The sequence below is a fragment of the Allobosea eneae genome, from assembly GCF_042657265.1.
GTDB classification, from domain to species: Bacteria; Pseudomonadota; Alphaproteobacteria; order Rhizobiales; family Beijerinckiaceae; genus Allobosea; species Allobosea eneae.
In genome coordinates, this window is the sequence record NZ_JBHSLW010000008.1 from 145813 (window position 1) to 162465 (window position 16653).

Annotated in this window: 16 protein-coding genes; 6 read left to right on the top strand and 10 right to left on the bottom strand. The window is 66.6% G+C overall.

The features are described from left to right. The first annotated feature begins 159 nt into the window (after positions 1-159). From ACFPOB_RS05980 to ACFPOB_RS05990, 3 genes are all read left to right on the top strand, one after another. Positions 160-2025, top strand: a complete 1866-nt coding sequence (locus tag ACFPOB_RS05980) for a monovalent cation:proton antiporter-2 (CPA2) family protein (protein ID WP_092155630.1) — start codon at positions 160-162, stop codon at positions 2023-2025. Then, positions 2022-3395 (top strand): MATE family efflux transporter, encoded by a 1374-nt coding sequence (locus ACFPOB_RS05985; RefSeq protein ID WP_377796692.1) that lies wholly within the window; start codon positions 2022-2024, stop codon positions 3393-3395. The genes ACFPOB_RS05980 and ACFPOB_RS05985 overlap by 4 nt, the downstream gene beginning before the upstream one ends. 164 nt (positions 3396-3559) lie before the next feature. After that, positions 3560-4450 (top strand): DUF937 domain-containing protein, encoded by an 891-nt coding sequence (locus ACFPOB_RS05990; RefSeq protein ID WP_377796694.1) that lies wholly within the window; start codon positions 3560-3562, stop codon positions 4448-4450. 60 nt (positions 4451-4510) lie between these two features. Here ACFPOB_RS05990 and ACFPOB_RS05995 read toward each other — a convergent pair whose 3' ends face one another. Together ACFPOB_RS05995 and ACFPOB_RS06000 are read right to left on the bottom strand one after the other, a co-directional pair. Continuing rightward, on the bottom strand, positions 4511-6403 hold the full coding sequence (locus tag ACFPOB_RS05995) for a methyl-accepting chemotaxis protein (protein WP_377796695.1): 1893 nt from the start codon (positions 6401-6403) through the stop codon (positions 4511-4513). A gap of 189 nt (positions 6404-6592) precedes the next feature. Further along, the gene (locus ACFPOB_RS06000) at positions 6593-6958 is read right to left on the bottom strand and encodes a DUF1127 domain-containing protein (RefSeq protein ID WP_377796697.1); all 366 of its coding nucleotides are present in this window, start codon (positions 6956-6958) and stop codon (positions 6593-6595) included. A 166-nt stretch (positions 6959-7124) separates the two neighbouring features. On the opposite strand from ACFPOB_RS06000, the gene ACFPOB_RS06005 reads away from it, so the two are divergent. Then, positions 7125-8006: a LysR substrate-binding domain-containing protein gene (locus ACFPOB_RS06005; protein ID WP_377796813.1), complete on the top strand. Its 882-nt coding sequence runs from the start codon at positions 7125-7127 to the stop codon at positions 8004-8006. A gap of 9 nt (positions 8007-8015) precedes the next feature. Here ACFPOB_RS06005 and ACFPOB_RS06010 read toward each other — a convergent pair whose 3' ends face one another. The 7 genes from ACFPOB_RS06010 to ACFPOB_RS06040 all read right to left on the bottom strand — a co-directional run bounded on the left by ACFPOB_RS06010 (position 8016) and on the right by ACFPOB_RS06040 (position 14478). Then, a complete protein-coding gene (locus ACFPOB_RS06010) occupies positions 8016-8645 on the bottom strand; it encodes a TadE/TadG family type IV pilus assembly protein (RefSeq protein WP_377796699.1) in 630 nt (209 codons plus the stop codon). Beyond that, positions 8642-9040, bottom strand: a complete 399-nt coding sequence (locus ACFPOB_RS06015; protein WP_377796701.1) for a TadE/TadG family type IV pilus assembly protein — start codon at positions 9038-9040, stop codon at positions 8642-8644. Before ACFPOB_RS06015 ends, ACFPOB_RS06010 begins: the two co-directional genes overlap by 4 nt. A gap of 160 nt (positions 9041-9200) precedes the next feature. Then, positions 9201-10274: a TadE/TadG family type IV pilus assembly protein gene (locus ACFPOB_RS06020; protein WP_377796702.1), complete on the bottom strand. Its 1074-nt coding sequence runs from the start codon at positions 10272-10274 to the stop codon at positions 9201-9203. A gap of 255 nt (positions 10275-10529) precedes the next feature. Further along, entirely contained in the window at positions 10530-10703 is a 174-nt protein-coding gene (locus tag ACFPOB_RS06025; RefSeq protein WP_377796703.1) for a Flp family type IVb pilin, read from the bottom strand. 92 nt (positions 10704-10795) lie between these two features. Continuing rightward, on the bottom strand, positions 10796-12181 hold the full coding sequence (locus ACFPOB_RS06030; RefSeq protein ID WP_377796705.1) for a glutamate--cysteine ligase: 1386 nt from the start codon (positions 12179-12181) through the stop codon (positions 10796-10798). Between the two features lie 214 nt (positions 12182-12395). After that, on the bottom strand, positions 12396-13571 hold the full coding sequence (locus ACFPOB_RS06035) for a carboxylate-amine ligase (RefSeq protein ID WP_377796707.1): 1176 nt from the start codon (positions 13569-13571) through the stop codon (positions 12396-12398). A 166-nt stretch (positions 13572-13737) separates the two neighbouring features. Beyond that, complete coding sequence (locus ACFPOB_RS06040) at positions 13738-14478, bottom strand: 16S rRNA (uracil(1498)-N(3))-methyltransferase (protein ID WP_377796709.1); 741 nt, start codon at positions 14476-14478, stop codon at positions 13738-13740. 176 nt (positions 14479-14654) lie between these two features. Here ACFPOB_RS06040 and ACFPOB_RS06045 point away from each other — a divergent pair, with 176 nt between their 5' ends. Both ACFPOB_RS06045 and ubiA read left to right on the top strand, forming a co-directional pair. Next, positions 14655-15122, top strand: a complete 468-nt coding sequence (locus ACFPOB_RS06045; protein ID WP_139218982.1) for a hypothetical protein — start codon at positions 14655-14657, stop codon at positions 15120-15122. 16 nt (positions 15123-15138) lie between these two features. Beyond that, positions 15139-16089, top strand: coding sequence for a 4-hydroxybenzoate octaprenyltransferase (gene ubiA, locus ACFPOB_RS06050; RefSeq protein ID WP_377796711.1), 951 nt, complete (start codon positions 15139-15141; stop codon positions 16087-16089). Here ubiA and ACFPOB_RS06055 read toward each other — a convergent pair. Further along, positions 16086-16613 (bottom strand): DUF6101 family protein, encoded by a 528-nt coding sequence (locus tag ACFPOB_RS06055; protein ID WP_377796713.1) that lies wholly within the window; start codon positions 16611-16613, stop codon positions 16086-16088. The genes ubiA and ACFPOB_RS06055 overlap by 4 nt on opposite strands. Between the last annotated feature and the right edge of the window lie 40 nt (positions 16614-16653).

The following is a 16653-nucleotide window of genomic DNA, read 5'->3' on the forward strand; positions in this document are numbered from 1 at the left end:
CTTTCGGTCTGGCGGCTTCGATGTCAAGGAAGCCCGGCGCCGCAGCGCATCCCTACCTAGACGACAGCCCACTCGCAGGATGCGACGGCAGGCCTTACATTACACGCCACCGGCCATCGCCTTCGCGCGGCCCATCTTCGCTCCAGCACGAGTTCCCGCATGGCTGATGCCGCCTCGCATGCCAGCTATCTGCCGCCGATCCTGACCTTCTGCGCCGGCGCGGTCATAGCGGTACCGCTGTTTCGGCGCTTCGGCCTGTCGGCGGTGCTCGGCTATCTCGCCGCCGGCATCGTGATCGGGCCGTCGGCGCTGGCGGTGATCAAGGACCCGGATACAATACGCAGCACGGCCGAGATCGGCGTCGTGCTACTGCTTTTCCTGGTCGGCCTCGAATTGCAGCCGGAGCGGCTCTATTCGATGCGCAAGGACATTCTCGGCGCCGGTTTCGCGCAGATGCTGCTAAGCGCGGCGGTGATCGGCATCGTCGGCTGGAAGCTCGGGCTCAGCCCCGCGGGCGCGCTGGCGGTCGGGCTGGCGCTCGCCCTCTCAGCCACCTCGATCGCGCTGCAATTGCTCGACGAGCGCGGCGACGGCGCCGAGCCCTATGGCAGGCGCTGCTTTTCGATCCTGCTGTTCCAGGACATCTCGATCGCGCCGATGCTGGCCCTGCTGCCACTGCTGGCGACGACCGAGGCCGCCCATAGCGGCGGCTCGACCAAGGCGCTGACCGCCCTGGCACTTGCGCTGCTCGCCATCGCGGTCGTTGTGCTCGCCGGCCGCTACGCGCTGAACCCGTTCTTCCGGCTGCTGGCCAAGACGGGCGCCAAGGAGGTGATGACGGCGGCAGCCCTGCTGGTCGTACTCGGCGCCGCGCTGCTGATGGAGCAGGTCGGCCTCTCCATGGCGATGGGTGCCTTTCTCGCCGGCGTGCTGCTGGCGGATTCGCATTTCCGGCATGAGCTGGAGGCCGATATCGAGCCCTTCCGCGGCGTGCTGCTCGGCCTGTTCTTCATGGCGGTCGGCATGTCGATCGACCTCAAGCTCGTCGCCGAGAACGCGTTGCTGCTGGCATTGGCGGCGCCGCTCCTGGTGCTGTTCAAGATCGCGGCGGCGGCGGCGATCCTGCGCGCCTCATGCTCCTCGACGACGGAGGCGATCCGGGCCGGCGCCCTGCTCTCGCCCGCCGGCGAGTTCGCCTTCGTGCTGCTGCCGCTCGCCGCCTCGCTCGGCCTGCTCGACGAGAAGCAGGGCGCGCTCGCGACGGCGATCGCGGCGCTCAGCATGCTGATCGGCCCGATCGCCGCCAAGCTGATCGACCTCTGGCTCGCCGCCCATGCGCCGCCGCCCGAGGAGATCGAGGAGACCTTCGATGGCGTCACGCCTTCGGTCCTGGTGATCGGCTTCGGCCGCTTCGGCCAGGTGGTGACCCAGGCGCTGCTGCTGCAGCATCTCGACGTCACAATCATCGATTCCGACATCGAGCGGATCCGCTCGGCCAACAAGTTCGGCTTCAAGATCTATTATGGCGATGGCACCAGACTCGACGTGCTGCGCGCCGCCGGAGCCGGCAAGGCCCAGGTCATCTGCGTCTGCATCGACGACCGGCAAGCGGCGCTGCGCATCGTCGAGATGGCCAAGGCCGAGTTCCCGGCGGCGCGCATCCATGCCCGCGCCTATGACCGCGTCCATGCGATGGATCTGATGCGCGCCGATGTCGACTACCAGATGCGCGAGACCTTCGAATCGGCGCTCGGCTTCGGCCGGGTGACGCTGGAAGCGCTCGGCCTCAGCTATGAGGAGGCGAGCTTCGTGATCGAGCATGTCCGTGACCGCGATGCGCAGCGCATGGAAATCCAGTTCAGCGAGGGCATCGCCGCCGGCCTCGACAAGGTGCCGCGCGTCACACCCGAGCCGATCGTGGCACCGAAGAGCAAGTCGAAGGCGCTGACCAAAGAGACCCAGGAGGTCATCGAGGATGGCGGCGCCGAGGTCGCGGTCGGCGGCGTCGGGGAGCCGGCCGAGTGAACGCACCGCCAAAGCCCCAGCAGGCCGTCTTCGTCAGCGGCTCGACGCTGCGCCATGTCGCGGTGATGACCGGGACAGCCTCGGTCGGCCTGATCGCGATCTTCGTCGTCGACTTCCTGTCGCTGCTCTACGTGTCGCGCCTCGGCCGGCCCGAGGCGACGGCGGGCGTCGGCTACGCGACGATCGTTCTTTATTTGATGGTCTCCTTCAATGTGGGGCTGATGATCGCCGTGACCGCGCTGACGGCGCGGGCGCTCGGCGCCGGCGACCGTGAAGGCGCGCGCCGCATCGCCGGTTCGACGCTCGCGGCGACGACGATCTGTGGCCTGGTCTTGAGCCTGATCATGCTGCCGCTCCTGCCCTGGCTGTTGCCGAAGCTCGGCGCGCACGGAGAATCCCTTTCAGTCGCGACGTCCTTTCTTTGGATCACCTTGCCCTCGAATGCGCTGATGGCGCTCGGCATGGGGCTGTCCGGCGTCCTGCGCGCCGTCGGCGACGCCAAGCGGGCGATGTATGTCACTCTGGCCGGCGGCATCGTCACGGCCGGACTCGATCCGCTGCTGATCTTCGGCCTGGGCCTCGGCCCCGACGGCGCCGCCTGGGCCACCGTGTTCTCGCGCATCGTCTTCCTCGCTGTTGGTTTCCAGGGCGCGCTTCGCGTGCACAGGATGATCGCCCGTCCGAGTTGGTCGGCCTTGCGCCGCGATGTCAGGCCAACCTTCGCGATCGCGACGCCGGCCATCCTGACCAATCTCGCCAATCCGGTCGCGAATGCCTGCTTCTTCGGCATCATCGCCCGCTTCGGCGACCAGGCGATCGCGGCGAGCGCGATCATCGACCGGCTGGTGCCGGTGGCCTTCGGCGTGCTGTTCGCCTTGTCCGGCGCGGTCGGGCCGATCCTGGCGCAGAACTGGGGCGCGCAACGCTATGACCGAATGCGCCGGGCGCTGACCGATGCCGTCGGCTTCGCCGCAGCCTACGTCGCGATTGCCGGCCTGCTACTAGCCTTGCTGCGTCACCAGATCGCCGCGCTGTTCGGCACCGGCGGCGAGACCGCCGAGCTCGTCGCCTTCTTCTGCCTGATCGCCGGGCCGATGTGGCTCTTCGTCGGCGCGCTCTTCGTCGCCAACGCCGCCTTCAACAATCTCGGCATGCCGTTCTACTCGACCCTGTTCAGCTGGGGCCGCGCCACGCTCGGCACCGTGCCGCTCGCCTGGCTCGGCGCGCAGTACGCCGGACCCAAGGGCGCGCTCGCCGGATCGGCTCTCGGCGCAGTGCTGTTCGGCATTGCGGCGCTCATCACCGCCTATCGCAGCATCAGCCGGCTCGAGGGCGCGGCACAGGCGGTCGCCAGACCATCGCTTGCCTGACGGCATGCGGCTGCTATCGTTTCCCGCGGATGAGCGGGCTGGTCCCGTTATAGCGTCGGACCGAAAAGTGGAATCCACTTTTCGGAATAATCCGACGCGATCACAATGTGATAGATCATCGTGACCGCGTCCGGTCGGACGCGCGATGGTCTCGGGAGCGCGCCATGATGAACCTGTTCGAGATGATGCAATCGGCCCAGAACGGCCAGGCCATGCAGAACCTGGCGCGGCAGTACGGGCTCTCGATGCAGCAGACGCAGGCGGCGCTCGACGCGCTGCTGCCGGCCTTCACCATGGGGCTCCAGCGCCAGACCCAGAACCCTTACGCCTTCGGCAACCTGGCGCAGATGATGACGGCGACGCCGTTCGGCCAGATGTATGACAGTGATGGCGACGGCATTCCCGACCGGGCCATGCCGCTCGGCCAGGACGTGATGAGCCAGCTCTTCGGCTCGAAGGAGGTCGCCAACGCCGTCGCGGCGCAGGCGGCTGCGACGAGCGGCGTGGGCCAGGCGGTCCTCAAGCAGATGCTGCCGGTGATCGCCTCGATCCTGATGGGCGGGCTGTTCAAATCGGTGAACAACCAGGGCTTGGGCGGCATTCTCGGCCAGTTCGCCGAGATGATGCGCGGCCAGATGCCGGGCATGCAGCCCCCCGCCCCGCAGGCGAACAATCCCGCCAATCCCTGGGAGCAGATTCTTGGCGGCATGTTCGGCGGACAGAAGCCGCCGGCCGGCCCGGCGCAGGGCGGCGGTATGCCCGGCATGCCACCCGACATGGGCGCCATCTTCGGCCAGATCCTCGGTGGCATGTTCGGTGGACAGGGGCAGGCCCCGCAGAGCAGCCCGCAGCCGGCGCCGCAATCGCGCCGACCGGTGCCCGAACCCGAACCAGAACAGGCCCCACCCTCATCAGGCGAGGCCAGCCCGGGCTCGATCGGACTCGATGCGCTGAACCAGATGTTCGAGCATGGCCGCCAGGTCCAGGCGAGCCAGCAGGACGCACTGCGCTCGATCTTCGAGACCATGCTCGGCGGCGGCCAGCGCAAGGCCTGAGGAACAAACGAACGGCGGCCTCAATGCCGCCGTTCATCAATCCTGCTGATGTGATCCAGCTCAGGCGCGCAGGCGCTCGTCCCATTTGTAAACGTCTTCTGCCACCGGGGCACTCGCCTGTAAGAGCCCATCGTCGCCGGTGCGGAAGCTGGCGACCAGCTGGTTGAGCCGTCCGATCTGACTGCTGAGCGAGGTGGCGGAGGCCGCGCTTTCCTCTGCCAGCGCCGCATTCTGCTGCGTCATCTCGTCCATATGGGCGACTGTCTGGCTCATCTCGTCAATGCCGTTGGCCTGCTCGGCTGCGGCAGCTGAGATATCCGAGACAGTGGCCGAAACCTTCTTCGAGGCCTCGACGATCCGGTTGAGCGCCTCGCCGGCGGCCCGGACCAGCCCGACGCCCTGCTCGACCTCGGCGCCCGACTCGCCGATCAGCCCCTTGATGTCTTTGGCGGCGTCAGCCGAGCGCTGCGCCAGCGTCCTGACTTCGGACGCGACGACAGCGAAGCCTTTGCCGGCATCGCCGGCGCGAGCCGCCTCGACGGCGGCGTTCAAAGCCAGCAGGTTGGTCTGGAAGGCGATCTCGTCGATCACCGAGGTGATGTCGGAGATCTTGCGCGAGGTCTGCTCGATCCGCGCCATCGCCTCGACCGCTTGGCCGGCCACAGTCCCGCCGTTGACCGCGACGTCCGTCGCCTCGTTGGCGAGCTGGACGGCCTGACGCGAGGCTTGCGCCGAGGCCTTGACCGAGGCGGCAAGCTGCTCGGTGGTCGCGGCGGTCTGCTCGAGCGAGGAGGCCTGCTCCTCGGTCCGCTTCGAGAGATCGTCGGCGCCGGAATTGATCTCGCGGGCGGCGTTGCCGACGTCGATCGAGGTCGCCTGGATGGTCGCGATTGTCTGCGCCAGATGGCTGACGGCGGCGTTGAAGTCCTGCTTCAGCGCGACATAGTCGGCGGCGACCTCCTCCTCGACGCGGGCGCTGAGATCGCCCTGCGAGAGTCGGGTCAGACCTTCGGCCAGCGCCCTGACCACGATCGCCTGCTCCGCCGCCAGGCGCTGCTGCACCGCTGCGGCATTGGTGCGCTCGGCTTCGGCGGCGAGACGTTGGCGCTCGGCCGCGGAGCGGCCTGCGTCGGTTTCGCTCTCGAGGCGCTGAACGGCGAGACCGTTCTCTCGGAACACCTGAACGGCACGAGCCATCTCGCCGACCTCGTCCTTGCGGTCCTGGCCTTCGACTTCGGCGGCATAGTCGCCACTGGCGATCTGGCCCATGCGGAGCTTGAGCCGCTCCAGCGGCCGCGTAATCGCGGCGCCAGTCAAAAGCGCACCGCCAAGCAGGCCGAGCAAGGTACCGGCGACACTGAGGCCGATCACGACCATAGTGACGCGGCGCGCATCCGCGGCCAGTACGTCCGAGGTCGCCTCGGTATCCTTCTTGATCTCGTCGTTGACCTTGGCCGCGGCGCCAGCGATCTCGCTGATCGCCCTGTCGAGCTGCGACATGATCGAGAGCGCCGGCAGGTCCTCGTCACGAGCGGCCTGGGCAATGATCTGGTCGATGTCGGACTTGGTCGCCTGCAAACGGCGGCTGAGTTCGTCGAAGCTCTCGGCCCGCTGCGGGAAGCTGATCTTGGCCTCGACCAGCGCCTGAAGCGAGGCCGCATAGGCAGTCTTGACCTTCTCGATGCTGGTCGTGTTCTGCTTCATGAACTCGGGATAGGCAATCGCCTGGTAGAGATTGCCGACGATCTCGGTCATGCCGCTGGCAGCGCGAGCCGAATCGAGGATGGCGGCGGCACGCTGCGAAACCAGATCGGAATAGGTCTTCTCGATCTTGCCGAACTCGAAGGCGCCATAAACGGCAGAGCCGATGCCGATCGCTCCCATCAGCAGCATCGGAATGGCGATCTTGGTCCTGAACCTGAGGTCATGCAGGCGGAAACGAAAGCGTCGCATGGAAAACCTCAGGGCGAGGGATCGGGGCGCCGGACTCGGCGCAATGCGGCGCAAATGTGTCTGAACTTGCTGAATGAAGCGTTACGCCGCCCAAATTGCGATCGACGATCGCTTGCAAGGCTGCGTTCACGTCACAAAAAAGGGCGGCAGCCGAAGCCACCGCCCGCAGGGACGCGTCACGCCAAGGGGTCAGGCGTTGCACGCGATCTTGATCTCCTTAGCGCTCAGACAAGCTGCGGCCTGGATCACCACGGGACGTCGAACCCCGGCCTCTCGCCGATGCGCAGCCGCCGACCGCTGTTGGTGCGAGCGGGCCTGCAGCACGCTCGACGGATCGCTCAGCCATGAGACCGCAAGCGCGCCATCGATGTCTGAGCGGACGAGGCCGATATCCTTCAGCCCACGCTCGTCGAGCTCGCTGAGGCGCATCACCTCGCGGCGGTGCACGAAAGCGCGCACCAGATTTTTCGTGCCCGTGACCATCAGGACGGCAGCACGCGCCGCGCCGCCGGAAACGGCAGACAAGGTCTTCGTGACGAAGGTCATGACCAGCATGACAGCCTCCTCGGGGTTGGACAGTTCATGCTCCACCCGGATCGCGACATCGGCCGGCAGGAGCGGGACAGTGACGAAACGATAACTCCGCGCTGGTCATCAGCCAAACGAATGGTTATGATGTTTTACACAACCGATCTTGATGAACCTCTGGGAGGAGGCCGGCATGGCCCATGTGCTCGACGCCGATCAGCTCAAGACCTTCGTCGCCATTGCCGACACCGGTTCCTTCACCCGCGCCGCCGAGATCGTCTTCAAGACGCAATCAGCCGTTTCGATGCAGATGAAGCGGCTGGAGGAGCGGGTCGGGCGGCCGCTCTTCGGCCGTGACGGACGCCATGCCAAGCTGACCGAGGACGGCGAGCGCCTGCTCGACTATGCCCGCCGCATCGTCCGGCTGAACCTCGAATGCGTCGCGAGCTTCACCGAGGCGGATCTGAAAGGCCGCATCCGGCTCGGCGTGCCCGACGACTATGCCGACCGCTATCTGCCCGAGATCCTGGCGCGCTTCGCCCGCTCCAACCCGCGCACCGAGGTCACCGTGGTCTGCGAACCGACGCCGATGCTGGCGGACCGGATCGGCAGCGGCGACATCGACCTTGCGATCATCACCCATGTCGAGGGGCGCGGCCAGGGCGAGATCATCCGGATCGAGCCGCTGCTCTGGGTGACCTCGGCCCGCCATTGCGTCCACGAGGAGGACCCGTTGCCGCTGGCGCTGGGCCGGCCGACCTGCAACTGGCGCCAGGCGGCGGTCGAGGCACTGGAGAGCAAGGGCCGGCGCTTCCGGGTGCTCTATGCCAGCTGGAATTCGACGGCGGTCGGCGCGGCGGTGGTGGCGGGGCTCGCCGTCTCGGTGCTGCCGGAGAGCGCGGTCCGGCCCGGCATGCGCATCCTCGGGCCGGCGGAGGGCTTCTCGACCCTGCCATCCTGCAAGATCGGGCTGCTGCGCACCCGGCATGACCCGTCGATCCTGTCGAACCCGCTCGCCGAGCACATTATCCAGAGCCTGGACAACCTGCAGAGCTTCAAGGTCGCGGCGGAGTAGAAAAGGCGATCAATACTTACGGTAACCCAGCTGCATCTTGGATTCAGAGAACTGCTTGCTGACCAAACCCCATTGCGACGCAAAACTGGGGAAAATCGGATCGTGCGTGGCCTTCACCGAAACGAGGACGCCCGTATCGCCCTCGCGCTCCAGCATGGCCTTGGCTTGCGCTTCCTCGGTCCCCTGAAAAACGTTCGTCAGGCCTGGGCCCCAGGCGATCTTGTTGTTCACGAGGGAAAACGACCCCAGGCGCAGCTCCGTCGTCGCGACCCCGGGAAGCAACAGCGCCATGCGGGTGTTGATGGCGGTGATCGCCTTTGTGATGCAATCCCCGCCGCCGTCCGGGCAATTGGCCATGGCTAGGGCGGCCGAGGTGGTGAAGCGCTTGAGGTCGCGCTGGAAAATGACCCGCTGCGACAGATCGACCGCACCGGCCATCATGACGAACATGATGATGGCGATCAGACCGAACTCGACCGCGGCGACGCCGCGTTGATCCCGAAGCAAAGCAGCCGAGACCGTTCCGCAGCCAGGCGCCCTGCGCCTCGCCAAGAAACGACCCAGCAACGCATCGCTCCAACCCGGCCTGCCCAGTTTCATGGTGCCGATTCCGGCTCGCTTGCGACGATGAGCGCTCATGCAGGCCTCATGAACAAGGCCTGGCTCTCGATCCATAGCTGCGGCAGGCCCGGAACAATGGTGAGAACCGGCGCACGCGCACGCATCAGCGTCACTTCCTTGGCCGCGCCCACGGCGAAGACCGTTCCGGCAATCGCCTGCCCGGACGCTGCGTAACTCGTCAGGGGCTGCATTTCGAGTAGAAGCCTGGTTTGACAATTATCCATCAGGATCAGGCGCCCGCAAATGCGCTCCGCGACCTCAGAGCGATTATTGGCGTAGGTCGCGGCCGTATTCCCGGTCGCTGCATCCGAAAGGGCGTTCTCCAGATTCATCTGCGAAAGGAACAACAAGGCGAACTGCAGGATCGCCAGCAACACGGTCAGAAACAGCAGGCCGATGAAACCGAATTCCACGGCAGTCGCCCCGGCAGCGTCCGGCCCAAAAGCACGCGCCCTGCGGCGCAGCCTTCCCCAGAGGCCGCCGGGACACGAAGCCCGGCCGCCCGAGCCGACGGGGCGCTCCTTGCGCTTCACGTCTCGACGGGAACGACGCAACTTCACCCCACCCTCCCGATCACGGGCACTTGCCGCTGCAGAAGCGGATATAGTCGAGCAAGCCGCCGTAAGTGTCCTCCCGGCCAGCGGCCTGGAAATAGATGCGGTATGTGCCCTTCGTCGCGACGCTCAGAGAGATCTTGCGCTCGGTCCACTGATCCGTATGCACGCAGACGTCGACCAGGTCGGCGCTGTCGTTCTTGTCGACCGTCACGGCGTCATACCCGCCGGACTTCTTTCTCTGGATGAAGACCTCGATACGGTTGGTCTGGCTTTCCCAGGTTGCCGCCTTCAGCTTGTCCCACACCGATTTTGCGTCGGTTTTGTAGGCGCACAGCGTCTGGCCCGCATAGGCAGGGTTGCGGACACGTGAAATATACCAGTAGCTCAGCTCATAGTTACCCGGCGTGAGATCCTTGAACTCGCGCCACATGTTGGAATTTGTCTTACATCCTGAAGTGTAGCAATGCGAATCCAGCTCGGCAAAGAAGTTGCCGAAGCGAATCGTGTTGGCAGCGAGCTCCCGAATACCGTTGATCTCGATGCCCCCCTTGCCGCTCTGCGTCGTCCAGCCGTTCCAGTTGTTCAGTACGGTCCAGCTGTTCGTTGCGACGTTGTGGTAGCTCTCGAAGGATTCGGTGAACAGCACCTTGTTCTCCGACTGGGCGGCGACCAGCTTGGTGCAGTTGCGGTCGACCTGGAGCGAGACCTGGTCGTAGCCGATGATGCCTGCGAAGACGTTCGGGCTGGAGCCGGTCGCCGTGATCGTGACGATTTCACCGGCAATGGCCACGGCCGCCGTCACTTCGGTCAGTTGGTCTTCGGCGATCTTCTTGACCGCGAGATCCTTGACGAGCGGGCTGTAATCCTTCTTCGGATCAGCTCCCGACTGCGTTGCCTGATACCTGATCTCCTGCACGGCCTGCTGACAGGCAAGCTCGATCGCGCTCGCGATGCGCTGGTGGCGGGCAGCGGCGCGGCTGAGATCGATCCCGCCGCCGACCGCGAGGGCGATCGCCGGCAGCGTCAGACCGAAGGTCAAGGCGGTGACCCCGCGGGCATCCTTGAGGAACGATTGGAACAGGCCGGGCATCGGAGGGCCTCGCAAACAGTAAGGCAAGCAACGGGACGATTGCCTGACGCTAGGGGCGGGGCGATTGAGAAAACCTTTCCAGCACCTGTGAATGTCACTGGTATCGCTGGGAAAACCGGCCCTGCGACGTCTCTCTTCGGCGGTATGGTAAAATGCAGTTAAAACTGAATGGAGAGTCGCGACGCGGTAGACGACAGATCGCGCGCGGCGAACGCGGCCGCGTCTCGAGTATCGAGGACGCTGATATGTGCTCGACTACTGCAGGCCAGGCAGGATGCTGGCGTACTTGGTGTCGAGCAGCGGGCCGATCTGCCGGATCGTGGCGATTGCCGCGATCGAGATGAAGAACGCGATGAAGCCGTATTCGAGCGCAGTGGCGCCGCGGCTATCGCGCAGGAAGTCGAGAACGAGGGCAGAAAAGCGTTCCATGCACCCTCGACTAGCGCAAAACTCCGGATGATTCGTTAATCCGAAACGTGAAACGCGCCGAGATCAGCAGATATCCGGACTCGTTCGGACGACTACAAAGCCAGTTCCGGAAACACCGGCTCAACCTTGCCGCCCCAGGCGCCCTGCTCGCGTACGGCGAGGCGCTCGGCGAGTGTGCGGCCACTCTGGGCGATGGCAATGATCGGTTCGAGATAGACCGTCTCGTCGCGCCCTTGCCCGTCGAGCCGGGCCCGGCGGGCGAGGCCGGCGCGCGACAATTCTACTACCTCGCGGGCGAGGTCCCGCAGCGGGCGGTTCCCGATCCGGGCGTTCAGCCCGGCCTTCGGCACCGTGTCGCGCAAGCTCTGCCGCTCCTCGCCGCTCCAACCCTTGACCAGGTCCCAGGCGGCCGAGAGCGCCGCGTCGTCATAGAGCAGGCCGACCCAGAAGGCCGGCAGCGCATTCAGCATCTCCACCGGGCCGGCATCGGCGCCGCGCATTTCGATATAGCGCTTCAGCCGCACCTCCGGGAACAGGGTGCCGAGGTGGTTGACCCAGTCCGACATGGTGGCGCGCTCGCCCGGCAATTGCGGGAGATCGCCGGCGAGCAGGTCGCGGAAGGAGGCGCCGGCGACGTCGTGATAGGTGTCGCCGCGCTTGACGAAATACATGGGCACGTCGAGCGCCCAGTCGACATAGGCCTCATAGGACATGCCTTCGTCGAAAGCGAAGGGCACCATGCCGGAGCGGGCATTGTCGGTGTCGCGCCAGATCTCGGAGCGCATCGACTGGAAGCCGTTGAGCTTGCCTTCGCTGAAAGGCGAGGCGGCGAAGAGCGCTGCGGCGAGCGGCTGCAGCGCCAGCGAGACCCGCAATTTGCGCACCATGTCGGCCTCGCCGGCGAAGTCGAGATTCACCTGCACCGTGCAGGTCCGGAACATCATGTCGAGGCCGCGCGTGCCGACCTTGGGCATGTAATTCTTCATGATCTGATAGCGCCGCTTCGGCATCATCGGCGTCTGCTCGCGGGTCCAGAGCGGCGAATGCCCGAGCGGCAGGAAGCCGATGCCATGCGGCTCGGCGACGGCCTTCAGATCCATGAGGTGCTGGTCGAGCTCGCGCGCGGTCTCATGCACATTTGCAAGCGGCGCGCCGGAGAGCTCGAACTGGCCGCCCGGCTCCAGCGAGATTGCGCCGCCGCCGTCCGGGCCCGCGAGGCCGATGACATGGCCGGCATCGAGGATCGGCTCCCAGCCGAGACGGGCCTGCATGCCTTCGAGCAGCTGCCTGATGCCGCCACTGCGGCCGACGGCAGCGCCCTCATAGGGAACCGGGCTGAGATCGTCGCGATAGAACGGGAATTTCTCGTGCTCGGTGCCGAGCCTGAATTCGGAAGCCGGCTTTTCACCCTGCGCGATCCAGCCGACGAGTTCGGCCTTCGAGCTGATCGGAGTCGAATCGGATACGTCGCGGGCCATTGGCGCTCCGGCATGCGTGCACCGGCGCGCCGCCTGCCAATTGGGACAGCCGGCAGCGCGCCTGATCGAGTGCGACAGGAGCAGCGGGAGCAACCGCCCCGCCACGCCACGCACTAAGGAGCGCCAGCAATAGGCGAGCGGCGACCATCCGACAACGACCGCAAACGCGTGCGGATGCGCACCGACCTTGCATCAATGCATGATCGCAAAGCTGTCAGGCCGCACCGCGCAGCAGATTTGCACCTTTCGGCACGAGGCCGTCATCGTCCACGCGCGTCTGCGCGGCGATCCAGTCGGTGACGGCGACAAGGCCGGCATTTTGCCCGCCGGAGCCGGCGCGCGCCTCCTCGAAGATCGCGAGTTGCATGTCGGCACTGGTGCCGCCCGCGACGATAGTGCGGCAATGGGCGAGATCGAGCCCGCAGCCAAGCACGGCGGCATCCTCATCGAGGACCTCCAGCAGCTCGTCCAGCACCTGGCCGATCGGCAACATGGCGCGGCGCTTCTCGCAGACGAAGCCGCCATGCAGGCCATAGCGCTGCGCGCGCCAAATGTTCTCGCCAGCGAGGGCGCGCGAGGCGGCGGTCAGATCGGCGTTGAGTCCGGAGTTGCGGGCGAGATGGCGCACGAGGCAGCGATAGAGCGCGGTGATGGCGAGCGTGTCGTCGAGCCGGGTGCAGCTGTCGGCGACGCGCAGCTCCAGTGTCGGATGCCGGTGCGAGGGCCGGATGGCCCACCAGATGAAGCTGGAGTCGCGCATGGCCCCCGAGGCCACCATCGTGTCGACATAGGTCCGGTAGTCGGCGGCGTCAGTGAAGAGTTCCGGCAGGCCGGTGCGCGGCAATTCGGCATAGGCGCAGAGCCGGTAGCCCATCAGCCCGGTGCGCCGTCCCTGCCAGAAGGGCGAGGAGGTCGAGAGCGCGAGCAGCAGCGGCAGATAGGGCAGCATCCTGACCATGATCGAGATGCGCTGGTCCTCGTCGGGCACTTCGACATGGACATGCAGGCCGCAGAGCTGGTTGCGGCTGCCGAGCATCTGCAGATCGCGCATGATGCCGTCATAGCGCTTGGCTTCGGTGGCGCGCTGGCGCACCCAGACGGCGCTCGGATGAGTGCCGCTGGCAAGCAGGAGCATACCGTGCTCGCGCGCGAGCGCGGCGAGCCCCGAGCGCAGCCGGTGCAGGCAATGGCGAGCCTGGGTCATGCTTTCGCAGACAGGCGTCGCCACCTCGATCTGCGATTGCAGCATCTCGCGCTGCAGTTCGTCCGGGAAGGCGGCCTGCGCCGCCTCGATGAAACGCGGTGCGATCCTGCGCACGGCGCCGCGGCTTTCGGCGTCGGACAGGAAATACTCTTCCTCGACGCCGAAGCTGTAGGCGCTGCTCACCATGATGTCTCTCCCCCGTGGCGGGCCGCTCCGAAGCGAAGCAGCGGCGCCAGACTGCCAGTCAATGAGTCGGAACTGCGACCAGCGGCGCAGTTTCCACGCTCAACGCGGAAGCAGCCGACACGTTCCAACCGGCGAGGAGGAAGCCGGTTCCCTGCAAACCGGGGGACTAATTGGCGGACCAGTCTCCCAGCGCTGCCTGGACGACGGCGAGTGCCGCGACCGCAGCGGTGTCGGCCCGCAGGATGCGAGGGCCGAGCGAGAGGCGCAGCAACCGCTCGCGCTGGAGAATCACGGCACGCTCCGATTCGTCGAAGCCGCCTTCCGGACCGATCAGCACCGCGAGCGGCCCGCGCCGCGCAGCTTGCAGGGCGGCGATGGGACTCTGCGCATCCTGTGCCTCGTCGCAGAAGATCAGCAGCCGTTCGGGCTCGAGCGCAGCCAGCGCCGCGGCGAGCGGCTGCTCGGGTCGGATCTGCGGCAAGGCGAGAATGCCGCATTGCTCGGCCGCCTCGATCGCATTGGCGGCGAGCCGGTCGAGATTGAGCCGGGAGACCTGGGTGAAGCGGGTCAGCACCGGCTGGAGCACGCCGGCGCCCATCTCGACCGCCTTTTGCGCCATATAGTCGAGCCGGGCGTGCTTCAGCGGCGCGAAGAGATAGACGAGATCGGGCGCCGGCGGCTGCGGTCGCGCCAGCTCCAGCGCCTCGAGGCTGGCCTGCTTGCGCCCCTCGGCCCTGATCGCGCAGAGCCATTCGCCGTCACGGCCGTTGAAGGCGAGGATCGTGTCGCCGCTGCGCAATCTCAGCACGTTGAGCAGGTAATTGGCCTGATCGCGCGCGAGCTCCAGCACGGCGCCTGCCATCAGCGGCGCCTCGCAATACAGCCGGTGCTTGGTGAAATTCCGCATGCGCTTCGAATCCGATCCCGTCTGAACGGCGCGAAAGTCGCCACAATCCCACGCTATCGGCAAGCGGATCGAGGCGAAATGCGAGCCGGCGCTTGTTGGCGCACGGCTCCGGCTGTTATGGAAAGGCCCGCAGCGCCGGGACGGGCGTGGGTGGCGGGACAAGAGCGGAGCGGATGATGCGGCGATACGCGACCCTGAAGCTGGCGGCGATGCTGGCTGGGCTGGGCCTGGCCGAGCCGGCATTGGCGCAGGTGCCCTCGGGCTGCGAGAACATCCAGAAGCTGATGCAGGAGCGCCAGTCGATCGTCGGGCAGCTCAATGCGAACGCCAAGGCCAAGCGCAAGATGACGCCGCAGCAGGCCTGCAGCATCCTGGGTCGGCTGGTCGGCAACGGCAACACCTTGATCAAGTTCGCCACGGCCAATCAGGACTGGTGCCAGATTCCGCCGACCTTCGTCGAGGGCATGAAGGCCGACAACGAGAAGGCTGGCGCGGTTCGCGGCCAAGCCTGCAATGCGGTGAAGCAGCAGGCGCAGATGCAGCGCCGCGCCCAGCAGCAGGCGCAGCAGCAGAGCGCCAACCCGTTCGGCGGCGCCGATTCCATCACCGGCGGCCCGATGCGCGTGCCGCAGGGCGCGCTCTAAATCGGCCGGCGCCGCCATGGCGTCGTCCCCAAACGTCACCGATACGCCGCTTCCCGACGCGCTCAAGGGCCATTGGGTCGATACGCGCGCACCAAAACGCCTGCGTCCCTATCTCAAGCTCGCCAGGATCGAGCGCCCGATCGGCTGGCAGCTTTTGCTGCTGCCGTGCTGGTGGGCCGCCGGGCTCGCGGCGATCTCGGCCGGGCTGCCTTTCCCCAATCTCTGGCACTGCCTATTTTTCCTGATCGGCGCGATCGTGATGCGCGGCGCCGGCTCCACCTTCAACGACATTGTCGATCGCAAGCTCGACGCGCAGGTGGCGCGCACCCGCGGCCGTCCCCTGCCCTCCGGTCAGGTCAGCCCGAAGCAGGCCGCCCTTTTCATGGTCGGCCTGTCGCTGGTCGGCTTCGTCGTCCTGCTGCAGTTCAATCGCTTCACGGTTATCGCCGGCATCGCCTCGCTGGCGATCGTCGCGATCTATCCGTTCATGAAGCGGATCACCAACATGCCGCAATTCGTGCTCGGCCTCGCCTTCTCCTGGGGCGGGCTCGTCGGCTGGAGCGCCGTGTTCGGACGCTTCGATGCGCCGGCCTATCTGATCTATGCCGCCGCGGTGTTCTGGACGATCGGCTACGACACGATCTACGCAATGCAGGACATCGAGGACGACGTGATCGCCGGGATCAAGTCGAGCGCCCGCTATTTCGGCGCCTTCACCCAGCAGGCGGTCGGGCTTTGCTATGGCGCGACGATCGCGCTCGCCGGCGTCGCTGCCTGGCTCGCGGGCGCCGGGCCCGTCGCCTTCATCGGGCTCGGGCTGTTCGCGCTGCACCTGGGTTGGCAGGTCCACAGCATCGCCGGGGCCGACGGGCCCACGGCCTTGAAGCTGTTCCGGTCGAACTGGCATGCCGGCCTGCTGCTCGCAGCCGGCTTTGCGCTCGACGCGCTGGTGAAGTTCGCGTTCTAGGATAGAACCTCACCCTTGATTACCACCGGGCGCTCCGGCAAGCGGCCGGTCTTGCGCCGGGTCAGAAAGCGCGGCCGGCGGCCGGCGAGCAAGGCATGCCGACGGCGGATGCGGATCGCACCCAGCGCGACCCGGCCGACCTGCGGATAAGGCTCGGTGATCGCGCCGTCGCTGGTTTCGAGCAGAAGCGGCAGGCCGCTGACCCGGCCGGCATCGCGCCAGACGGCGATGGCATCGTCCTGGTCGAGAACGGCGACGACGACCGAGCGGCCATCGCCAGCGGTCAGAGCGAGCTGGAAACGGTCATCGTCGGCGATCGCGGCGCCGGCGAGGCGCAGCGCGATGCCGCGCCAACCAGAGCCGCCGCGCAGGATGCGTACCGGCCCGACGCGCTCGATGCGGGGTCCGTCGGACTGCTGCGGCGCAGGCGCCGGCTGCGAGGGCTGTCCGCTCTGGTTATGTGCGCTGCCGGGGAAGCTCGGCGCGCAGCCGACCTCCCCGGCAGCCGGCGTGACGCTGGCCATCGGTTTTAACGCCTCTCTTCAAATCCCTGCTGCCCGGAAC